Raw genomic sequence first — 19,632 nt, forward strand, 5'->3', positions numbered from 1 at the left:
ATGTATCTCTGGATCAAGGGCCTGCACATCGTCGCCGTGGTGACCTGGTTCGCTGCCCTCTTCTATCTGCCGCGGCTCTACGTCTATCACGCCATGGCCCGCGAGAAGGGCGAGCAGCAGGCCATCGACTACTTCACGGTGATGGAGCGCAAGCTCTATCGTGGAATCATGACGCCCTCGATGATTGCCGTGGTAGGGCTGGGCGCCTGGCTGCTGATCCTGATGCCGGCCTGGCTCGGCCAGGGCTGGATGCACGTCAAGCTGCTGCTGGTGGTGGGGCTGGTGGGGTATCACCATGTCTGCCTGATCTATCTCAAGCAGTTTGCCGCCGGGCGCTGCGAAAAGAGCCATGTATTCTTCCGCTGGTTCAACGAGCTCCCGGTGATCGCCCTGCTGGCGATCGTGCTGCTGGCCGTGCTCAAGCCGTTCTGATGGCCAGCGGCGAACCCACTCTGTCGCGGCCACCGGTGGTGCTGGTGCTGGCGGGACACGATCCCACCGGTGGCGCCGGCCTGGTGGCCGACCGGGAGGCCGTGGCCGCCTGCGGCGGCTGGGCGCTGACCATCCCCACGGCACTGACGGTGCAGAACTGTCGCGACGTGCGCTCGGTGGTGCCCGTCGAGGCGACCCTGATCGGCGAGATGGCCGAGGCGCTGGACGAATTCGAGATCGCCGCCATCAAGGTGGGGCTGCTGGCGAGCTCCGCCAGCCTGGAGGCAGTGGCGGCGATCCTTGAGGCCCATCCCGGCGTCCCGGTGGTAGTGGATCCGGTGCTCAAGGCCGGCGGTGGAAGTGAGTTATCCACAGATGGGCTGCTGGCGGCCTTCCGCCGCCGGCTGCTTCCTCTTGTGGATATTCTGACGCCCAATCGCCTGGAGCTGGCGCGCCTGGCCGACCCGGAGACAGGCGATGATGCCGCCCGGGCAGACAGCCTGATTGCCCTGGGCTGTCGGGCGGTGTTGGTGACTGGTACCGACGATCCCGAGGCGCGGGTGCCGGCGGACCGGGTCGAGCAGGTGCTGTTCACCCAGGGCCAGCGCCAGGCGTGGCGCTGGCCGCGCCTGGCGGGCCGCTATCACGGCTCCGGCTGCACCCTGGCCGCGGCGCTGGCGGCGCGGCTGGCGGCCGGTGAGTCCCTGCGCGACGCTTGCCAACAAGCCCAGGCCTTTACCTGGCAGGCCTTGAGCCGGGGCTGGCAGCCGGGGCACGATCAGGCGCTGCCGAATCGCATCGCAGCGCTGCCGGTTGCCCCCTCGACTTGACCGACGGCAAGGTGGAAGGTCTTGTCGAGGGTCGGGGCTGGTCAAGGCGGGCCGCTGCCCACAGAATGACGGGAATAGGTCGGCAGCATGCGCAAGATGGCCGATGATCACCGGGATTTCACTGCTCACGCCAAGCTTATCCCCTATTCTATCCACAAGCTGACAGGCTCAAGGTGAGCCGCTCTCCCACTTTCCAACGCGACAGCAAAAGAGGCATTCATGACCACTTCCGCACAGCTCTTCGAACAGGCCAGCCGTCATATTCCCGGCGGGGTGAACTCTCCGGTGCGCGCCTTCAAGGGACTGCATCGGCCGCCGGTGTTCATGGAGCGGGCCCAAGGCGCCTACCTGTATGACGTGGAGGGCAAGCGCTACGTGGACTACGTGGGATCCTGGGGGCCGATGATCACCGGCCATGCCGACCCCGAGGTGCTGGGTGCGGTGCGCGAGCGGCTCGACCAGGGCCTCTCCTTCGGCACGCCCACGGCCATCGAGACCACCATGGCCGACCTGATCTGCGAGATGATCCCCACCATCGAGATGGTACGCATGGTCAACTCGGGCACCGAGGCCACCATGTCGGCGATCCGCCTGGCGCGGGGCTTCACCGGGCGCGACAAGATCGTCAAGTTCGAGGGCAACTATCACGGCCACTCCGACTCGCTGCTGGTCAAGGCCGGCTCCGGCGCCCTGACCCACGGCGAACCCAGTTCGCCAGGGGTGCCTGCCTCACTGGCCGAGCATACCGTCACGCTCTCCTACAACGATCCCGATGCCGTCGAGGCCTGCTTCGAGGAGATCGGCGACGAGATCGCCTGCATTATCGTCGAGCCGGTGGCCGGCAACATGAACTGCATCCCGCCGCAGCCGGGCTTTCTCGAGACCCTGCGCCGGGTCTGCAACGAACACGGCAGCGTGCTGATCTTCGACGAGGTGATGACCGGCTTTCGGGTTGCCATGGGCGGTGCCCAGGCCTACTACGAGGTCGCCCCCGACCTGACCTGCCTGGGCAAGATCGTCGGCGGCGGCATGCCGGTGGGCGCCTTCGGCGGCAAGCGCGAGATCATGGAGCATATCTCGCCGCTGGGGCCGGTCTACCAGGCGGGCACCCTCTCCGGCAATCCGCTGGCCATGGCTGCGGGTATCGCCCTGCTGACCAAGCTGCGCGAGCCGGGCTTCCACGACGCCCTGGCCCAGCGGGTCGAGACCCTGTGCCACGGCCTTCAGGAGCGCGCCGACGCCGCCGGCGTCGACATGATCACCCAGCACGTCGGCGGCATGTTCGGGCTCTTCTTCACCGGCCAGTCGCGGGTCGACAACTTCGCCCAGGCCACCGCCTGCGACGCCGAGGCCTTCCGGCGCTTCTTCTCGGCGATGCTCGACCAGGGCGTCTACCTTGCCCCCTCGGCCTTCGAGGCGGGCTTCATGTCCAGCGCCCATACCCCGGAAGATATCCAGCTGACCCTGGACGCCGCCGAGAAGGCGTTCGCGGCCGTCCAACTGTCCTGAGGGCGCGACGCCACGACAAAGGGCAGTCGTTGAATTGATGGTTCCACAGGTGGATATCGGTATCCGCCTGTGGATATTCTCGCTCAAGACACCGTTCTCGAGCGGCTACTGGCCGGAGCCTGGCGAAACACTCCTGCTTGATGTCCCATGAAGTCACAGTGTCGGTGTCTGGCTTCTCGGTCATCAGTGGTTGACTTCTCGCGGCCTCTTGGGACTCGGTGGAACGCTGAAAAGGTTCTTTCTTGCCCAGTTCATGGCCTGCAACCGATTGTGAACTTTGATTTTTCGGAATATATTGTACAAGTGGGATTTCACCGTGTGTTCGCTGACAAACAGCCTTTCCGCTATCTCTGCATTCGTAGAACCGGTTCCCAATAGTCCTATGATTTCAAGCTCACGCTGAGTCAGGCCGCAGGCGGGACGGTAAGAGTTCATTTGCTGTTGTCTTAGTATGCTTAGCATTCTCGACATTAGGGAGCGTGACATCCACATGCAGCCATTCTGCAAGGCATTGAGTCCCTTGCAGATCAGCTCGATACTATCTTTTCGGTAGAAGATCCCCTGTAAATTCAGGGTTGACAGAAGCTCAATTGCATGATCTTCATCGCGGACATTGAAGGCAGCAATACAGATATTTTTATCTGCATCAGCGACCTTCTGCCAGCGCTGTAAGCTTTCTTGAACCAGATGGTTGAGGTCTAATACAATCAGCATCGCATGCTTGGCTTCGGCAGGTATCTCCTCATGGTCGTTTACAGCAATAATCTTCTGGTCAAGCTGTGTCTGCATGTATTCAATAAATATTTTTGACTGAGGGTTAATGTCAGTGACAAGTAGAATGGTTTGTTGGCTCTGCTCCATGACGATCCCTCCGGAACCCCTAATTTATAAATCATGTAATAGATTGTCCTCTATGCGAGGGGCGGAAATTTCATGGGTTCACCGGATGCGTTTTGTCTAACGCCATCCCCCCTAGTTATATCCGTTACTACCCTTGCCGCAGGCGAGCAGAATTAAAATCTAAGAAAGCTAAATTAATGTATTTTGATCAATCTTTTCCCCCTGTGTTACCGCCAGGTATCAGCGGTGTATTTGTTAATCTCTACTTCGCTGAAATAATAGCCATGGAACTATGATGAAACTGATATTCTGTGAGATTAGATATCTCATGCATCAGTCGCTATAGTACGAACCTCCGCCCAGCATAGGGTTCATGATTTTTCGCACACTGTGTTGAATTTTATATGTTTTTTCCTGGCATTCTCTATGGATTTCATGCTACTTCCGTTATTGTCTGGCATACGGGTTTCATGAGAACTGCATAGCTCTCCGTACCATCCCATGCCATCAGTTCTCATCATTGACCCATTTCCAGGATTTGTAAAGATAAGTTACAATGTATCCGGAAATCGCTATGAGCCTTGCTTCACGAGCCCGAAAAATTGGCGCCGGCTCCTTCCCAATGGCACGGCTTCTGACCCGCACCCTCCGCGGTGTGAAGCAGCCTGGCAGGCGGCTATCATTTTCCCCTTCGTGGATATGCCGTAATCTACGCCCAGGTTACCCGCAACATCTGAGGAGCATGAAGGTGGCGTCGAAGCGAACGTTGGTGTTAGCCAGTGGCAATACCGGAAAATTGCGAGAATTCAATCAGCTGCTGGAGCCTCTCGGGCTGGATGTCCGGCCCCAGGCAGCGTTCGATGTGCCCGAGGTGGAGGAGACAGGCCTTACCTTCGTCGAGAACGCCCTGCTCAAGGCCCGTGAGGCCAGCCGGGTGAGCGGGCTGCCGGCGCTTGCCGATGACTCCGGCCTTGAGGTCGATGCCCTGGGTGGCCAGCCGGGCATCTATTCGGCACGTTACGGTGGCGAGCCGAAGAGCGATGCGCGCAACAACGCCAAGCTGCTGGAGGCGCTTTCGGCGGTGCCCGACGGCCAGCGCAGCGGGCGCTACTGGTGCGTGCTGGTCTACCTGCGTCATGCTGAGGATCCGGTGCCGCTGATCGTCCAACGCAGCTGGGAAGGGGAAGTCTTGGCGCAGCCACGCGGCGAGGGAGGCTTCGGCTATGATCCGCTGTTCTGGCTACCCGACCAGGGCATGAGCGTGGCCGAACTGCCGGCCGATACCAAGAATCGCCTGAGCCACCGCGGGCGGGCGCTTCAGGCCCTGGTCAGCGCCCTGCGCGAGACGGTGTCGGCGTGATCCCGGCCGGCCGCGACTCGGGGCTGCCTCCCCTGGCGCTCTATGTGCATGTGCCCTGGTGTGTGCGCAAGTGCCCCTACTGTGACTTCAACTCCCATGGCGTGGGGCGCGGTGCCGACCTGCCGGAGAGGGAGTATCTGGCGGCGCTTATCGAGGATCTGGATGCCGACCTGCCGCTGGCCGCCGGGCGTGAGCTTGTCAGCGTGTTCATCGGTGGTGGGACCCCGAGCCTGATGTCGGCGGCCTTCTACGCCGCACTGTTCGAGGCGCTGGCCCGGCGATTGCCGCTGGCTTCGGACATCGAAATCACCCTGGAAGCCAATCCGGGGACCCTCGAGCGCGGCCGCTTCGCGGGCTATCGCCGGGCGGGCATCAACCGGCTGTCGCTGGGCGTGCAGAGTTTTCAGGATGCCCAGCTGCAGGCACTAGGCCGTATTCATAGCGGCGACGATGCCCGCTCGGCGGTGGATGAGGCCCGTCGTGCCGGCTTCGACAACCTCAACCTGGACCTCATGCACGGTCTGCCGGGGCAGACGCCAACGCTTGCCCTGGCCGACCTTGAGCAGGCGCTGTCCCTGGCGCCGGAGCATCTCTCCTGGTACCAGCTCACCCTGGAGCCCAACACCGAGTTCTATTCACGTCCCCCGCGGCTGCCGCAAGAGGAAGTGCTCTGGGATATCCAGGACCTGGGCCATGCCCGCCTCGAGGAGGCCGGGCTTAGGCGCTACGAGATCTCCGCCTATGCCCGCCGTGGCCACCGCTCGCGTCATAATCTCAACTATTGGCGGTTTGGCGACTACTTGGGCATCGGCGCCGGGGCCCATGGCAAGCTGAGCCGGTCGAGTGAGAGTGGCTCCGAGCCCCTGCACATTGAAAGGCGCTGGAAGGCGCGGCAACCGACGAGCTATCTGCAGCGACGCCGTGATCCCCGGGGCTTCGTGGCGGGACGAGTAATGGTCGAGGAGGCCGAGCTGCCGCTGGAGTTCGCCATGAATGCCCTGCGCCTCGTTGAGGGCGTGCCCCTATCGGACTGGCACGCCCATACCGGGCGCCCCGAGGCGGCGCTGCTGGGGTGTCTGACGCAGGCTCGGAAAAAAGGACTTCTCATGGAAGATGCTCAGCGACTGCAAGCTTCGCCTCAAGGTCTACTATTCTTGAATGAGCTGCTTAATCTGATCGCCGCCAATCGGGCCGGTACGAATCACTAGGCGCTTTTCGGATAATACCCTGACTCTCCAGGAGAGATATATGCTCAAACCCTTTCGCCTGATCGTTCCTGTGGCCACCGCTATCCTGCTGGTGGGCTGTGCGACCACCGATCCCTATTCCGGCCAGACCCAGCGCTCCACTGCGGCGACTGGGGCCGGCGTAGGTGCTGCGGTAGGTGCCGCTGCCGGGGCGCTGTCGGGAAGCGGCAGCACCAGTCGCCGCGACCGTGCGCTGATCGGTGCCGCCGTTGGTGCCGCCGCCGGTGCCGGTATCGGCGCCTATATGGATCGCCAGGAGCAGCAGCTGCGCCACAGCATGCAGGGCACCGGAATCGACGTGGACCGCCGCGGTGACGACATTGTGCTCCACATGCCGAGCGGCGTGACCTTCGGCTTCGATTCCAGCGAGCTGACTCCCAGCGCCCGCAACGCCCTCAACGACGTTTCGTCCGTGCTGAACCAGTACACGGACACGCGGGTCAATATCGCCGGGCACACCGACAGCACCGGCGATGCCGGCTACAACCAGCGCCTCTCCGAGCGCCGCGCTGAATCGGTAGGCAACTACCTCGCCCAGTCGGGTGTGGCGCGCAATCGGCTCTACATGACCGGCTACGGTGAGAGTCGCCCGGTGGCCAGCAACGCCACCGAGCAGGGCCGGGCCCAGAACCGTCGCGTCGAGATCACCCTCTCGCCCATTGAGGAGCAGTTCCCGCAGCAGATGTGACCCCCTGCAACCCTGCTCCGGGGCCCGTCATCGCGAGGTGGCGGGCCCCTTTGCTTGCCGAATCACGGATTCTTCCATGCTCTCCTACCAGCACGCCTACCATGCCGGCAATTTTGCCGATGTTCACAAGCACCTGACGCTGTATGCCGTCCAGCAGCATATGTTACGTAAAAAAACGCCGGTTACGTTCATTGATACCCATGCCGGCCGGGGGCTCTATCCGCTGGCGGCCGAGGAGACCCGCCGGCTCGACGAGTACCGCCAGGGCGTGCTACCGCTATGGCAGCAGCGCGCTCGCTTGACCGCCGATCCACTGTTGGCCGCCTGGTTGGCGGCGGTTAGTCGGGCGCAGGAGGCCGAGGGGCGTTTGAGCCACTATCCGGGCTCGCCCTGGTGGTTGATCGAGGCGCTGCGCGAGGCAGATCGGGCGCTGTTGTTCGAGCTGCACCCCGGTGAGCATGATCATCTGGCCGAGCTGCCGCTGCCCCCCGGCGCGCGGCGCCTGCACGGCGATGGGCTGAGCGGGCTGGTGCAGCGCCTGCCGGTGGTGACGCCGCGACTCTGCGTGCTGATCGATCCCAGCTATGAGCGCAAGACGGAGTATCGTGAGGTGGCCGAGACGGTGCTGGCGGTGATGCGCAAGGTGCGCCATGCGGTCGTGCTGGTGTGGTATCCGCTGCTGCCGGCGGCGCGTCACCTCGAGCTTCTCGAAGGCATTCGCGACGGCGGGCTGCGCAAGGTCTGGCGCAGCGAGTTGACTCTGAGAGAGCCGGATGAACAGCGCGGCATGTTCGGCAGCGGGATGCTGGTGGTTAATCCGCCCTGGGGGCTCGACGAGGCGCTCGCCGCGGCCATGGTGCACATCGCACCGCTGCTGGGGGATGCCTGTCGCTACCGGGCCGACTGGTGGGTGGAAGAGTAAGCATTCACTCTGCGCCCCTTTCCGCTGCAAAGCACTGTGAGAAGGCTCCCTTTGCGGTGCAGGCTGCTGTTCATCGGAGGGGGCAGGAGTCGAGTCACCGCCCCGGCTTCATTCGTATGGGCATAGCTCGGGCTGGGTTGGGCGATGTGTCAGCATTGGGTTGCCGCACTCTTGGTGTGCTGGCCGGATCAGACTGAATCGCTCGCGGTACAGAAAACCCTGAACGAAATCGACCCCAAGCTGCCGGGCGAATCCAAGGTCGGCTTCGCTTTCAATGCCTTCCAGCACGGTCCACTTGTTGCTGCGCCGGGCATAATCGATCAAGGTTTCCAGTAGCGTGATGTAGGCATCATCGTTGCGACGAAGCATCCAGGATCGATCCAGCTTGATGTATTTCGCCGCCATCAGCACTGGAAATGAGACCATACTGCCTTCGGCGCCCAGGTCGTCAACGGCTATCTCCAGTTTCGCCTTGGCCAGTCGAGCCGCCAGCCGCTCGGAAAGCAGCCCTTCACTGTGATTGCTGTTTTCAATCAGCTCGACGACAACATGGGGTCGCGATTGTAGATGTCGGAACAGGGTTTCATACCGCGAGTTTCCTGAATGATAGGCATGAGGATCTAGATTGAGGAATAGTTGACCATGGGCGGGGGCATGGGCGACCTGCATCCGTTTCGCTTTTTCCTCGACTTCTAGCAGCAGCGAAGCATCGTGATGGAGTTGCCCGAAAACCTTGTCGGGAGGAACCAGCTGCTGCGCTTCGTTCCAGAAGCGGGCCAGCGCTTCGTAACCATGCTCCCGGTCGTTTTTGGTATTGATGATCGGTTGATACTCGACGCCCATGTGCCGTGGATAGTTCGACGTATCGCCAGCGCTCCGTTCCTGGTGGCAGGTGGCGGGTTCCGCTTCTGTATTCCCCGGCATGCGTGGACTCCTATTCCCCCATACTTTAGTAAATGATAATCATTAGCACTGATTATGTAAAGCCTCTTTTACTTCAAGAGTCGGCTCCATGCCTGCGTCGATGACAGGGTGGATGGTCTTGCATTGCTGCTTAGGTGCCTTGCTTGCTGATACAGAAGCTGGCGCAGGTCTCGCCCAGCAGCCCTGGGGGTGGGCCGGCGCCTCAGCGCCGACTGCCAGGCGCTATGCGATGCTATTTGCCGATGCAGAAGCTACCGAAGATTTCTCCCAATAGATCGTCGGCGCTGAACTCGCCGGTGATCTCGCCCAGCGCCTGCTGGGCGTCGCGCAGGTCCTCGGCGAGCAGTTCCCCGGCGCCGAAGCCGGCCAGCTGTTCTTCGCCGTTAGTGAGGGCTCGCTTCGCCCGATCCAGGGCATCCAGGTGGCGTCGCCTGGCCGAGAAGCGGCCCTCGGTGGTGGCGCTATAGCCCATGACGCTCTTCAGGTGGGCCTTAAGGTTATCCACACCCTCTCCCGTCTTGGCCGACAGCCGGGCGATTGGCGTGGCTGTGGATAACTCGAGTCCCGGGGCTTCGTGGCTGGTGTCGATCTTGTTACGTACCAGGGTCAGGCGTGAGGGATCGGCCAGGCGGGCGACGAACTCGGGCCAGATCGCCATGGGATCGGTGGCATCCGTCGCGGCGGCATCGACCAGTAGCAGCACCCGGTCGGCCTTCTCGATTTCGGCCCAGGCGCGGGCCACGCCGATCCGCTCGACGGCATCCGGGGTGTCGCGCAGGCCGGCGGTGTCGATCACATGCAGCGGCATGCCGTCGATGTGGATATGCTCACGCAGCACGTCCCGGGTGGTGCCTTCGATATCGGTGACGATGGCGGTTTCCTGCTCGGTAAGGGCGTTGAGCAGGCTCGACTTGCCGGCATTGGGGCGTCCGGCGATCACCACGCTCATGCCCTCGCGGATCAGCGCGCCCTGGCCGGCTGCAGCACGGACCTCGGCGAGCTCCGCCATGACGCCGGCGAGGTGATCGGCGACCCTGCCATCGGCCAGGAAGTCGATCTCCTCCTCGGGAAAATCGATGGCGGCCTCCACGTACATGCGCAGTTCGATGAGCCGTGCGACCAGGGCCTCGACCCGCCGCGAAAACTCGCCCTGCAGCGAGCGCAGGGCATTCTCGGCGGCCGTGCGTGAGCTGGCGTCGATCAGGTCGGCGATGGCCTCGGCCTGGGCCAGGTCGAGCTTATCGTTGAGGAAGGCGCGCTCGGAGAATTCGCCGGGGCGTGCCAGGCGGGCGCCCAGCTGGACACAGCGCTCGAGCAGCAGGTCCATGATCACCGGGCCGCCGTGACCCTGCAGTTCCAGCACGTCTTCGCCGGTAAAGGAGTGGGGGCCGGCAAAGAACAGCGTGATGCCCTCGTCGATCACCGATGCAGCGCCGCGGAAGGGGCCGTAGTGGGCCCGCCGCGGGGCAGGGCAGTGGCCCACCATGGCCTCGGCGATCGCCGCGCAGGCGGGGCCTGAGACGCGAATGATGCCGACACCGCCACGCCCCGGCGGGGTGGCCAGGGCGGCAATGGTGTCCGGCACATACAGGGGCTCGGGCATGGTGCTCTCCTCGTGACTAGGCCTCATTGTCGGTTTCGATGCCACCAAACGCCAGACCCCCGCGCTGGGGCGGGGGTCTGGCGACTGGGGGAAGACCGCGGCTACTTGGTCTTCATGCCCTTGCCGACGCTGGGGTCGTTCTCGATCTTGCGGGTGATCACGTACTGCTGTGCCACCGAGATGATGTTGTTGACCACCCAGTAGATGACCAGGCCGGCCGGGAACCACAGGAAGAAGAAGGTGAAGACGATCGGCAGCATCTTCATGATCTTCGCCTGCATGGGGTCCGGCGGGGTCGGGTTGAGCAGCTGCTGCACGTACATGGAGGCGCCCATCAGGATCGGCAGGATGAACAGCGGGTCGCGGATCGACAGGTCCTGGATCCAGAACATGAAGGGCGCATGACGCAGCTCCACCGACTCCAGCAGCATCCAGTACAGCGCGATGAACACCGGCATCTGCACCAGGATCGGCAGACAGCCCCCCAGCGGATTGATCTTCTCCTTCTGGTAGAACTTCATCATCTCCTGGGACATCTTCTGGCGGTCGTCGCCATACTGTTCCTTGAGACGCTGCATCTCCGGACCCAGCTTGCGCATGCGGGCCATGGACTTGTAGGCCTTGGCGGAGAGCGGCCACATGGCCAGCTTGACCAGTACGGTCAGGAGCACGATGGACCAGCCCCAGTTGCCGACGATGCTGTGGATCTGGTCAAGCAGCCAGAACAGCGGGTTGGCAATGAACCACAGCCAGCCGAAATCCACGGTCAGGCGCAGGTTGGGGGCCACTTCCTCGAGATGGCTCTGGACCTTGGGGCCCACGTAGAGGGTCGCGCCCAGACGCGCCTCGCCGTCGGCGGCCACCGTGCTCATCGGCCCGGCGAAGGCCGCCACGTTGCGGTTACGCGAGTCGGTGGTGGCGTAGTAGAGGTTCTGCTGGTTCTGGGGCGGTGCCCAGGCGGAGACGAAGTAGTGCTGAAGGATCGCCACCCAGCCGCCCTGGACGTCGACGTTGTTGAAGCGGCCGCGCTGGATATCGTCGAAGTCGACCTTCTGATAGCGATCCTCCGGCGAGGAGAAGGCCGCGCCGAGGTAGGAGCTCATGCCCAGCGCCACGCCGCTGGAGGGGTCGGGGCTGTTGTCCCTTGCCAGCTGACCGATGAAGCGGGCGGTGACCGGCACCTCGGTGTTGTTGGCCAGGTGGTAGCTGACGTCCACCGCATAGCGGCCGCGCTCGAAGCTGAAGCGCTTGATGATATCGACGCCGTTGACTTCGGCGGTGAGGTCGACGTCGAGGCGGTTATCGCCATCCGCCAGCTGATAGCTGGTGCTTTCCGGCGTGAAGCTGATGCGCCCCGAATGACCGTCGAGCTGAAGCCCGGAGCGTGCCACGTAGCTGCGGGTCTCGCTGTCGGAGAGCAGCACATAGGGGCGATCCGAACCCAGCGTCATGAGATGCTGGGGCAGGGCGGCGTAGATGATATCGCCGCCCTGGGGGTCGATGCGCAGGTCCAGCACGTCGGTGACCACGGCCACCAGGTCACGGGTGCCGTCGGGACGTACCGGCTCGCTCGGCATCTCGGCAGCCACGTCATCTTCTGCCCGGGGAGCCGCGGGAACCGCCAGATCGTCCGCGTCAGGCCGCGCTGCTTCCTCATCGGGGGCGGTGGTGGTAAAGGTGGGTGCTTCCGGCTCAGGGGCTACCTGGCCGTAGTCCTGGTTCCACTGCACGACGATCAGATAGGCGAGCACGGCCAGTGGAATCAGCAATAGGAGTCGTTTTACGTCCATGAGGGTTCTGCCCGGTGGGTAGTGAACATGCCGCTGGAACGGTACGCATTGCAGGCCAATACGCGAAAGCCTGCCCAGGGCAGGCTATCGTGACGGCGGCCGGCGGATCCGGTCAGGATGCCATCGACTTGTGAACGTCCCGTTCAAGGCGTCGCCACATGCCGTGCAGCTGGCGGTGAAGCGTCGCGTTGTCCAGCTCATGAGCGCCCCGTCGGGCCAGCAGTACGATATCGACGGCGGGTAGCCGGTGCTGCTGAAGACGGACGGATTCGCGAGCGAGCCGCTTGAGGCGGTTGCGATCGACGGCTCGGCGGACGTTTCGCTTGCTGAAGACCAGGCCGAGGCGGGGGTGGCCCAGCCCGTTTGGGCATGCCAGGGCCATCAGCCCCTTGCCATGAACCTTGAATGCAGCGTGATCGAAGACCTGTCGGTAATCCCCAGCGGTCAGCAGCCGCAGCCGCGGGGGAAAGCCATGATGACCGGACACGCGCAATCCGCGATCAGGCGCTTAGACGCTTGCGGCCCTTGGCGCGACGACGAGCCAGAACGGCACGGCCATTCTTGGTGGCCATGCGCGCACGAAAGCCGTGCACACGCTTGCGCTTCAGGACGCTGGGCTGAAAGGTACGTTTCATAACTCTTGATTCCCACGTGGTGTGTTTGGACGGTACGTCTTAGTCTTACAGGAGACGTCCGGGTTCCTGCCGGAACCCGGGGAGATTCGGTTCAAGACCGGAAATTGTAGTGATTTCGGCCGCCGGGTGCAATTTTTCCGTTGGGTCTCATGGCAGGCGGCAAGCCTTGCGCTTCACTGGTTACCCCGCATGAGTTTCTTCATGCTGTGGTTAATATTGGGGACGCATCTTGTGAATAACCAGTAAAAACCCTTTTTGTTCAGTGTTTTATGGATGTTGTTTGGCAGTGGAAAAACTGCGATCAAGCGGTTGGCTGGCGGCCAGGCGGCAGCGCCTGGCGGGAAAAGTTATCCACAGCCGACAATTTATTCCGCTCTCCCACGCCGTTCGCCTCGGCCCGGCGCTGGCGTTTTCCACAGGCTGTCATCGTGGCGTCGGGCGTGTGGATAACCTGTCTTGGCAAGGCTACAATGTGCGGTCATTCATCAACCGGACGGTGAGGTCGCGTGTCGCTCGCTCTTTGGCAACAGTGCTTGGATTACCTGCAGGATGAGCTGAATGCCCAGCAGTTCAATACCTGGATCCGTCCGCTCCAGGCGGAGGAGGGGGAGTCCAATGAGCTTCGGCTGCTGGCACCGAATCGCTTCGTGCGCGACTGGGTCGGTGACAAGTACGCCAAGCGTATCAATGAACTGCTTCGCGAGCTGGCCCCTGCCAAACCGCCCAGGGTGGTGCTGACCGTCGGGAGTCGCCGCGCGGCGGCGCCCATGCCGCAGCCTCGTGAGCTGGGCACCCCGGTATCGGCCAGTCCGCGCTCTCCGCTGGGGCCCGCCGTGCAGACCGCGCCTCGCGGGGATGTCGGCGATGAGCGCGAGATCGACCAGATGCGGGAAGATGCCGCCGGTGCGCGGCGTTCCGGCGGTGAGCGCGAGGTGCAGGTCGAGGGCAGCCTCAAGCACAGCAGCGGGCTCAATCCCAATTTCACCTTCGAGACCTTCGTCGAAGGCAAGTCCAACCAGCTGGCCCGCGCCGCCTCACGGCAGGTCTCCGAGAATCCCGGCGGGGCCTACAACCCGCTGTTCCTGTATGGCGGCGTGGGCCTGGGCAAGACCCACCTGATGCATGCGGTAGGCAATGCCCTGGCGGTGCGTCGCGAGAACGCCCGGGTGGTCTACCTGCACTCCGAGCGTTTCGTCGCCGACATGGTCAAGGCGCTGCAGCTCAATGCCATCAACGACTTCAAACGCTTCTACCGCAGCGTCGATGCGCTGCTGATCGATGACATCCAGTTCTTCGCCGGCAAGGAGCGCTCCCAGGAGGAGTTTTTCCATACCTTCAACGCCCTGCTCGAGGGCGGTCAGCAGATGATCCTTACCTCCGACCGCTATCCCAAGGAGATCAGCGGTGTCGAGGAGCGCCTCAAGTCGCGCTTCGGCTGGGGGTTGACCGTGGCCATCGAGCCGCCGGAGCTGGAAACGCGAGTGGCGATCCTGATGAAGAAGGCCGACCAGGCCAAGGTCGACCTGCCCCACGATGCCGCCTTCTTCATCGCCCAGAAGATTCGCTCCAATGTGCGCGAGCTGGAGGGGGCGCTGAAGAAGGTCATCGCCGATTCGCACTTCATGGGCAAGCCGATCACCCAGGATTTCATTCGCGAATCGCTCAAGGACCTGCTGGCGCTTCAGGACAAGCAGGTTGGCGTCGATAACATCCAGCGCACGGTGGCGGAGTACTACAAGATCAAGCTGGCGGATCTACTCTCCAAGCGCCGCTCGCGTTCGGTGGCACGGCCGCGCCAGGTGGCCATGGCGCTGGCCAAGGAGCTCACCAACCACAGCCTGCCGGAAATCGGCGATGCCTTCGGCGGGCGCGATCACACCACGGTGCTGCATGCCTGTCGCAAGGTTCAGGCACTGCAGGAAGAGAACGCGGATATCCGCGAGGACTACAAGAACCTGCTGCGCCTGCTGACCAGCTAGGCGTATGGTCGTTTGGTCCTGCGGGACCAGCCGCCTGTCACCCTTCTTCAGGACTTAGACGTGGAGCCGACATGAAGTTTTCCATTTCCCGCGAAGCCCTGCTTCGGCCACTGGCGCTGGTGGCCGGGGTGGTAGAGCGCCGCCAGACCCTGCCGGTGCTGTCCAACGTATTGATTCAGGTCGACCAGGATCAGGTGGCCTTGACCGGCACCGACCTGGAAGTCGAGCTGATCGGGCGGACCGCGGCGTCCCAGGTGGAGGTGCCGGGGGCGGTGACCGTGCCGGCCCGCAAGCTGATGGATATCTGCAAGTCGCTCCCGGATCAGGCCGAGCTGCAGTTCAGCCTGGAGGAGGGGCGTGCCGTGCTGCGCAGCGCTCGCTCGCGTTTCACCCTCTCCACCCTGCCGGTGGCCGAGTTTCCCAATATCGAGGACGCCCAGGGCGACGTCGAGCTCAGCCTGCCGCGCGGCACGCTGAAGCACCTGATCGATGCCACCTCCTTCGCCATGGCCCAGCAGGACGTGCGCTACTACCTCAACGGCATGCTGCTCGAACTGGGCGCCGGGCTGGTGCGCACCGTGGCCACCGATGGGCACCGCCTGGCCGTCTGCTCGGGTCCCGCCGAGATTCAGGTGGAGCCGGCACGTAAGCTGATCGTACCGCGCAAGGGGGTGCTCGAGCTGGTGCGCCTGCTCGATGACAGCGATGAGCCGGTGACGCTGACCCTGGGAAGCAGCCACGTGCGCGCCCACACCGGCGACTTCACCTTCACCTCCAAGCTGGTCGACGGCAAGTTCCCCGACTATGAGCGTGTGGTGCCCAAGGGGGGCGACAAGGTGTTCATTGCCGATCGCACCGAGCTGCGTCAGGTGCTATCGCGCACCTCGATCCTGTCCAACGAGAAGTATCGCGGTGTTCGCCTGCATCTCAAGGAGGGCAACCTGCAGGTCATGGCCAACAACCCCGAGCAGGAGGAGGCCGAGGAGAACGTGTCGGTCGAGTATGGCGGGGCCGGCTTGGAGATCGGTTTCAATGTCGGCTACCTCATCGACGTGCTCAACGTGCTGGATGAGGACCGGGTGCAGATGACCCTCTCCGACTCCAGCAGCAGTGCCCTGTTGGAGGAGCCGGGTGGCGGCGATGCGCTCTATGTGGTCATGCCGATGCGGCTCTGATCTTTCTCGTCATTGGCGGGCAGGCGCCGCTTGGATGCCCCAGGCGTCACGGCTGATATGCAGATAAATTATCTATCTTTCAGTGGCTTGCGAAACCTCGGTGCCGTTGATCTAGTGCCAGGTCCGGGCATCAACCTGATCAGCGGCGCCAATGGCAGCGGCAAGACCAGTCTGCTCGAGGGTATCCATGTGCTCGGCATGGGGCGCTCCTTTCGCACTCGCCAACTACGCAACGCCATTGCCCACGATGCCGCGGAGATGACCCTCTTCGCGCGGCTCGCGGGTGATCCGCCGCTGCCGGTCGGGATTCGCCGGGCCCGGGACGCCGCCGAGCTCGAGATGCGCATGGCGGGTGAGCGGGTCGAGCGGCTGGCGCAACTGATCGAGGCCATGCCGCTGCAGCTGGTCAATCCCGACGCCTTCCGCCTGCTCGAGGGCCCTCCGGCGGGGCGGCGCGAGTTTCTCGACTGGGGTGTGTTTCACGTGAAACACGACTTTTTCGAGGCCTGGCGCCGGGCCCGACGCGCCCTGAAACATCGGAATGCGCTGCTCAGGCGTGATAGAATGGATGTCAACTCGCTGGCGGCCTGGGAGCGTGAACTGGCCGATTGCGGCGAACGCATCGACGCCCTGCGCAGCGAATGGATGGCGGCTTTCCTGCCGGTCTTCGAGGAGACGCTGGCCAGCCTGCTGGATTTGCAAGGCCTGACCCTCCGCTATGCCCGAGGTTGGGATCGACAGCGCAGCCTGCTGCAGGTGCTGGAAGAGGGGCGCGCCACGGACCATCAGATGGGTTTCACCCAGCAGGGTCCGCAGCGTGCCGATCTGCGCATTCGCCTGGGGCGCTACCCGGCGGTGGAGGTGCTGTCTCGCGGCCAGCAGAAGCTGGTGGTAAGTGCGCTCAAGCTGGCCCAGGGCCGGTTGCTGGAGGCGACGACGGGTCGCACCTGCCTCTACCTGGTCGATGACCTGCCGGCCGAGCTCGATGTGTCCCACCGCCGCGTCTTCTGTCGACTGCTGGAGACGATGGGCTGTCAGGCATTCATCACCAGCGTTGAACACGATGCCCTGGTGGGGCTATGGCAGTCCCATACCCCGGTGGCGATGTTTCACGTGAAACACTCGGCCGAGGGTGCAGGGCAGCTAGTGCCGCCGGCACAGATAGACTTCATGACGGAGTAGTCAATGAGCGAGCAGGCTTACGACTCAACGAGCATCAAGGTTCTCAAGGGGCTGGATGCCGTACGCAAGCGTCCAGGCATGTACATCGGGGATACCGATGACGGGACGGGCCTTCACCACATGGTGTTCGAGCTGGTGGACAACTCCATCGACGAGGCGTTGGCCGGCTATTGCTCCGAGATTCGGGTGATCATTCACCCCGACGAATCCGTGACCGTCAGCGACAACGGCCGCGGTGTGCCCACCGATATCCATGAGGGCGAAGGGGTGTCGGCCGCCGAAGTGATCATGACGGTGCTGCACGCCGGCGGCAAGTTCGACGACAACTCCTACAAGGTGTCCGGCGGGCTGCACGGGGTCGGCGTCTCGGTCGTCAATGCGCTCTCAGAAGAGCTCAAGCTGACGATCTGGCGGGCCGGTCAGGTCCACGAGCAGATCTATCGTCATGGGGTGCCCCAGGCGCCCCTGTCGGTGGTCGGCAAGACGGAGAAAAGTGGCACCCGCGTCCACTTCAAGCCCTCGCCGGATACCTTCCACAATATCGAGTTTCACTACGATATCCTGGCCAAGCGCCTGCGCGAGCTGTCGTTCCTGAACTCCGGGGTCGCCATTCGCCTGATCGATGAGCGTAGCGGCAAGGAGGAGCTGTTTCACTACGAAGGGGGCCTCAAGGCCTTCGTCGACCACCTGAACACCAACAAGACGGTGCTCAATCCGGTATTCCACTTCAATGCCGTGCGCGAGGATGGCGTGGAAGTGGAGGTGGCGATGCAGTGGAGTGACTCCTTTGCCGAGAATATCTTCTGCTATACCAACAACATTCCCCAGCGGGATGGTGGCACCCATTTGGCCGGTTTCCGCGCGGCGCTGACGCGTACCCTCAACGGCTACATCGAGTCGCAGGGTCTGCTCAAGAAGGCCAAGGTCAATACCTCGGGGGACGATGCCCGGGAAGGGTTGACCGCGATTATCTCCGTGAAGGTGCCGGACCCGAAGTTCTCCTCCCAGACCAAGGAGAAACTGGTCTCCTCCGAGGTCAAGACGGCGGTGGAGCAGGAGATGGGGCGATTGTTCGCCGATTACCTGATCGAGAAGCCCAACGAAGCCAAGTCGATCGTCAACAAGATGCTCGACGCGGCGCGTGCCCGGGAGGCGGCGCGCAAGGCCCGCGACATGACCCGCCGCAAGGGGGCGCTGGATATCGCCGGCCTGCCCGGCAAGCTGGCAGACTGTCAGGAGAAGGACCCGAGCCTTTCCGAGCTGTTCCTGGTCGAGGGCGACTCCGCCGGCGGTAGCGCCAAGCAGGGCCGTGATCGCCGTACCCAGGCCATCCTGCCCCTCAAGGGCAAGATCCTCAACGTGGAGAAGGCCCGCTTCGACAAGATGCTTTCGTCGGCGGAAGTCGGCACCCTGATCACGGCTCTGGGTTGCGGTATCGGGCGTGAGGAGTTCAACCCCGACAAGCTGCGCTATCACTCGATCATTATCATGACCGATGCCGACGTGGACGGCTCGCATATCCGCACGCTGCTGCTCACCTTCTTCTTCCGCCAGATGTCGCAGTTGATCGAGCGAGGCCATGTGTTCATTGCCCAGCCGCCGCTCTACAAGATCAAGCGCGGCAAGCAAGAACTCTACCTCAAAGACGAACAGGCGCTGATCGACTACCTTACCACCACGGCGATGGACGGCACCCGGCTGTACGTCAATCCCGATGCGCCCGGCGTCTCGGGTGCCCAGCTGGAGTCGCTGGTCAATCAGTATCGCGACGTGATGAAGCGCATCGATCGCTTGTCGCGCGTTTATCCCAATGAGGTGCTGCGCAAGGTCGTCCATGCGGCGACTCTGGAGGGTGAAGCCAGCCTCAAGGATCGCGTAACCATGCAGAACTGGATCGATTTCCTGCAGAAGGAGATGGATGCACTGGTGGCCTATGAGGGGGGGCCGCGCTACACCTTCCGGCTCGAAGAGGATACCGAGCGTGAGCTCTTCCTGCCCGCGGTGACGCTGACCGCCCACGGGGTGAGCACCGACTATGTATGGGGCATCGACTTTTTCACCAGCGCCGACTACCGGGCCATGGCGGCACTCGGCGTTACCCTCGACGGGCTGCTGGAAGCGGGCGCCTATGTGGCGCGCGGTGAGCGACAGAAGCCGGTGGCCACCTTCTACGAAGCGCTGGAGTGGCTGATGAGCGAGGCTCAGCGAGGCCTGTCGATCCAGCGTTACAAGGGGCTGGGAGAGATGAATCCCGAGCAGCTCTGGGATACCACCATGAACCCCGATACCCGCCGCCTGCTGCGGGTGTCGATCGAAGACGCTGTGGCCGCCGACATGATGTTCAACACCCTGATGGGTGACGAAGTGGAGCCACGCCGCGACTTCATCGAGCGCAATGCCCTGGTCGCCAATCTGGATGTGTGAGCGGCGGGTGTTTCACGTGAAACACCGCTAAGCGCCAAGCCCCGAGCAAAGGCCCGCCGTCGATATCGATGGCGGGCCTTTTCAATTTTTCG

Annotated in this window: 17 protein-coding genes; 11 read left to right on the forward strand and 6 right to left on the reverse strand. The window is 63.0% G+C overall.

The features are described 5' to 3' along the window. The 3 genes from hemJ to hemL all read left to right on the forward strand — a co-directional run bounded on the left by hemJ (position 1) and on the right by hemL (position 2,771). Positions 1–432: a protoporphyrinogen oxidase HemJ gene (hemJ, locus tag HOP52_RS02700; protein WP_238975727.1), complete on the forward strand. Its 432-nt coding sequence runs from the start codon at positions 1–3 to the stop codon at positions 430–432. Then, positions 432–1,262 (forward strand): bifunctional hydroxymethylpyrimidine kinase/phosphomethylpyrimidine kinase, encoded by an 831-nt coding sequence (gene thiD, locus HOP52_RS02705; RefSeq protein WP_238975728.1) that lies wholly within the window; start codon positions 432–434, stop codon positions 1,260–1,262. Before hemJ ends, thiD begins: the two co-directional genes overlap by 1 nt. Before the next feature lie 219 nt (positions 1,263–1,481). Then, on the forward strand, positions 1,482–2,771 hold the full coding sequence (gene hemL, locus HOP52_RS02710; protein WP_238975729.1) for a glutamate-1-semialdehyde 2,1-aminomutase: 1,290 nt from the start codon (positions 1,482–1,484) through the stop codon (positions 2,769–2,771). Between the two features lie 183 nt (positions 2,772–2,954). Here hemL and HOP52_RS02715 read toward each other — a convergent pair whose 3' ends face one another. Beyond that, positions 2,955–3,632 carry a response regulator transcription factor gene (locus tag HOP52_RS02715; protein ID WP_238975730.1) on the reverse strand — a complete coding sequence of 226 codons (678 nt, stop codon included), beginning with the start codon at positions 3,630–3,632 and terminating at the stop codon, positions 2,955–2,957. A 727-nt stretch (positions 3,633–4,359) separates the two neighbouring features. Between HOP52_RS02715 and rdgB the strand changes: the two genes are divergently transcribed. The 4 genes from rdgB to HOP52_RS02735 all read left to right on the forward strand — a co-directional run bounded on the left by rdgB (position 4,360) and on the right by HOP52_RS02735 (position 7,828). Then, positions 4,360–4,971, forward strand: coding sequence for an RdgB/HAM1 family non-canonical purine NTP pyrophosphatase (gene rdgB, locus HOP52_RS02720; protein WP_238975731.1), 612 nt, complete (start codon positions 4,360–4,362; stop codon positions 4,969–4,971). Beyond that, positions 4,968–6,179, forward strand: coding sequence for a radical SAM family heme chaperone HemW (hemW, locus tag HOP52_RS02725; protein WP_238975732.1), 1,212 nt, complete (start codon positions 4,968–4,970; stop codon positions 6,177–6,179). The genes rdgB and hemW overlap by 4 nt, the downstream gene beginning before the upstream one ends. A 40-nt stretch (positions 6,180–6,219) precedes the next feature. Further along, positions 6,220–6,906 (forward strand): YiaD family glycine zipper/OmpA-like lipoprotein, encoded by a 687-nt coding sequence (locus HOP52_RS02730; RefSeq protein WP_238975733.1) that lies wholly within the window; start codon positions 6,220–6,222, stop codon positions 6,904–6,906. Positions 6,907–6,982: 76 nt separating this feature from the next. Next, positions 6,983–7,828, forward strand: a complete 846-nt coding sequence (locus tag HOP52_RS02735) for a 23S rRNA (adenine(2030)-N(6))-methyltransferase RlmJ (RefSeq protein ID WP_238975734.1) — start codon at positions 6,983–6,985, stop codon at positions 7,826–7,828. A gap of 108 nt (positions 7,829–7,936) precedes the next feature. On the opposite strand, the gene HOP52_RS02740 is transcribed toward HOP52_RS02735, so the two are convergent. From HOP52_RS02740 to rpmH, 5 genes are all read right to left on the reverse strand, one after another. Then, on the reverse strand, positions 7,937–8,752 hold the full coding sequence (locus HOP52_RS02740) for an EAL domain-containing protein (protein WP_238975735.1): 816 nt from the start codon (positions 8,750–8,752) through the stop codon (positions 7,937–7,939). Between the two features lie 232 nt (positions 8,753–8,984). Then, the gene (gene mnmE, locus HOP52_RS02745) at positions 8,985–10,355 is read right to left on the reverse strand and encodes a tRNA uridine-5-carboxymethylaminomethyl(34) synthesis GTPase MnmE (RefSeq protein ID WP_238975736.1); all 1,371 of its coding nucleotides are present in this window, start codon (positions 10,353–10,355) and stop codon (positions 8,985–8,987) included. A 101-nt stretch (positions 10,356–10,456) separates the two neighbouring features. Next, complete coding sequence (gene yidC, locus HOP52_RS02750) at positions 10,457–12,145, reverse strand: membrane protein insertase YidC (RefSeq protein WP_238975737.1); 1,689 nt, start codon at positions 12,143–12,145, stop codon at positions 10,457–10,459. A 112-nt stretch (positions 12,146–12,257) separates the two neighbouring features. Continuing rightward, positions 12,258–12,638 carry a ribonuclease P protein component gene (rnpA, locus tag HOP52_RS02755; RefSeq protein WP_238975738.1) on the reverse strand — a complete coding sequence of 127 codons (381 nt, stop codon included), beginning with the start codon at positions 12,636–12,638 and terminating at the stop codon, positions 12,258–12,260. A gap of 7 nt (positions 12,639–12,645) precedes the next feature. After that, the gene (gene rpmH, locus HOP52_RS02760) at positions 12,646–12,780 is read right to left on the reverse strand and encodes a 50S ribosomal protein L34 (protein ID WP_010626003.1); all 135 of its coding nucleotides are present in this window, start codon (positions 12,778–12,780) and stop codon (positions 12,646–12,648) included. Between the two features lie 506 nt (positions 12,781–13,286). Between rpmH and dnaA the strand changes: the two genes are divergently transcribed. From dnaA to gyrB, 4 genes are all read left to right on the forward strand, one after another. Next, positions 13,287–14,759, forward strand: coding sequence for a chromosomal replication initiator protein DnaA (dnaA, locus tag HOP52_RS02765; RefSeq protein WP_238975739.1), 1,473 nt, complete (start codon positions 13,287–13,289; stop codon positions 14,757–14,759). Between the two features lie 71 nt (positions 14,760–14,830). Then, positions 14,831–15,934, forward strand: coding sequence for a DNA polymerase III subunit beta (gene dnaN / locus HOP52_RS02770; protein ID WP_238975740.1), 1,104 nt, complete (start codon positions 14,831–14,833; stop codon positions 15,932–15,934). 57 nt (positions 15,935–15,991) lie between these two features. Beyond that, positions 15,992–17,116 (forward strand): DNA replication/repair protein RecF, encoded by a 1,125-nt coding sequence (recF, locus tag HOP52_RS02775; protein ID WP_238975741.1) that lies wholly within the window; start codon positions 15,992–15,994, stop codon positions 17,114–17,116. A 3-nt stretch (positions 17,117–17,119) separates the two neighbouring features. After that, positions 17,120–19,540: a DNA topoisomerase (ATP-hydrolyzing) subunit B gene (gene gyrB, locus HOP52_RS02780; protein ID WP_238975742.1), complete on the forward strand. Its 2,421-nt coding sequence runs from the start codon at positions 17,120–17,122 to the stop codon at positions 19,538–19,540. Positions 19,541–19,632 lie beyond the last annotated feature (92 nt).

This window comes from Billgrantia campisalis, from assembly GCF_022341425.1.
Lineage (GTDB): Bacteria > Pseudomonadota > Gammaproteobacteria > Pseudomonadales > Halomonadaceae > Halomonas > Halomonas campisalis.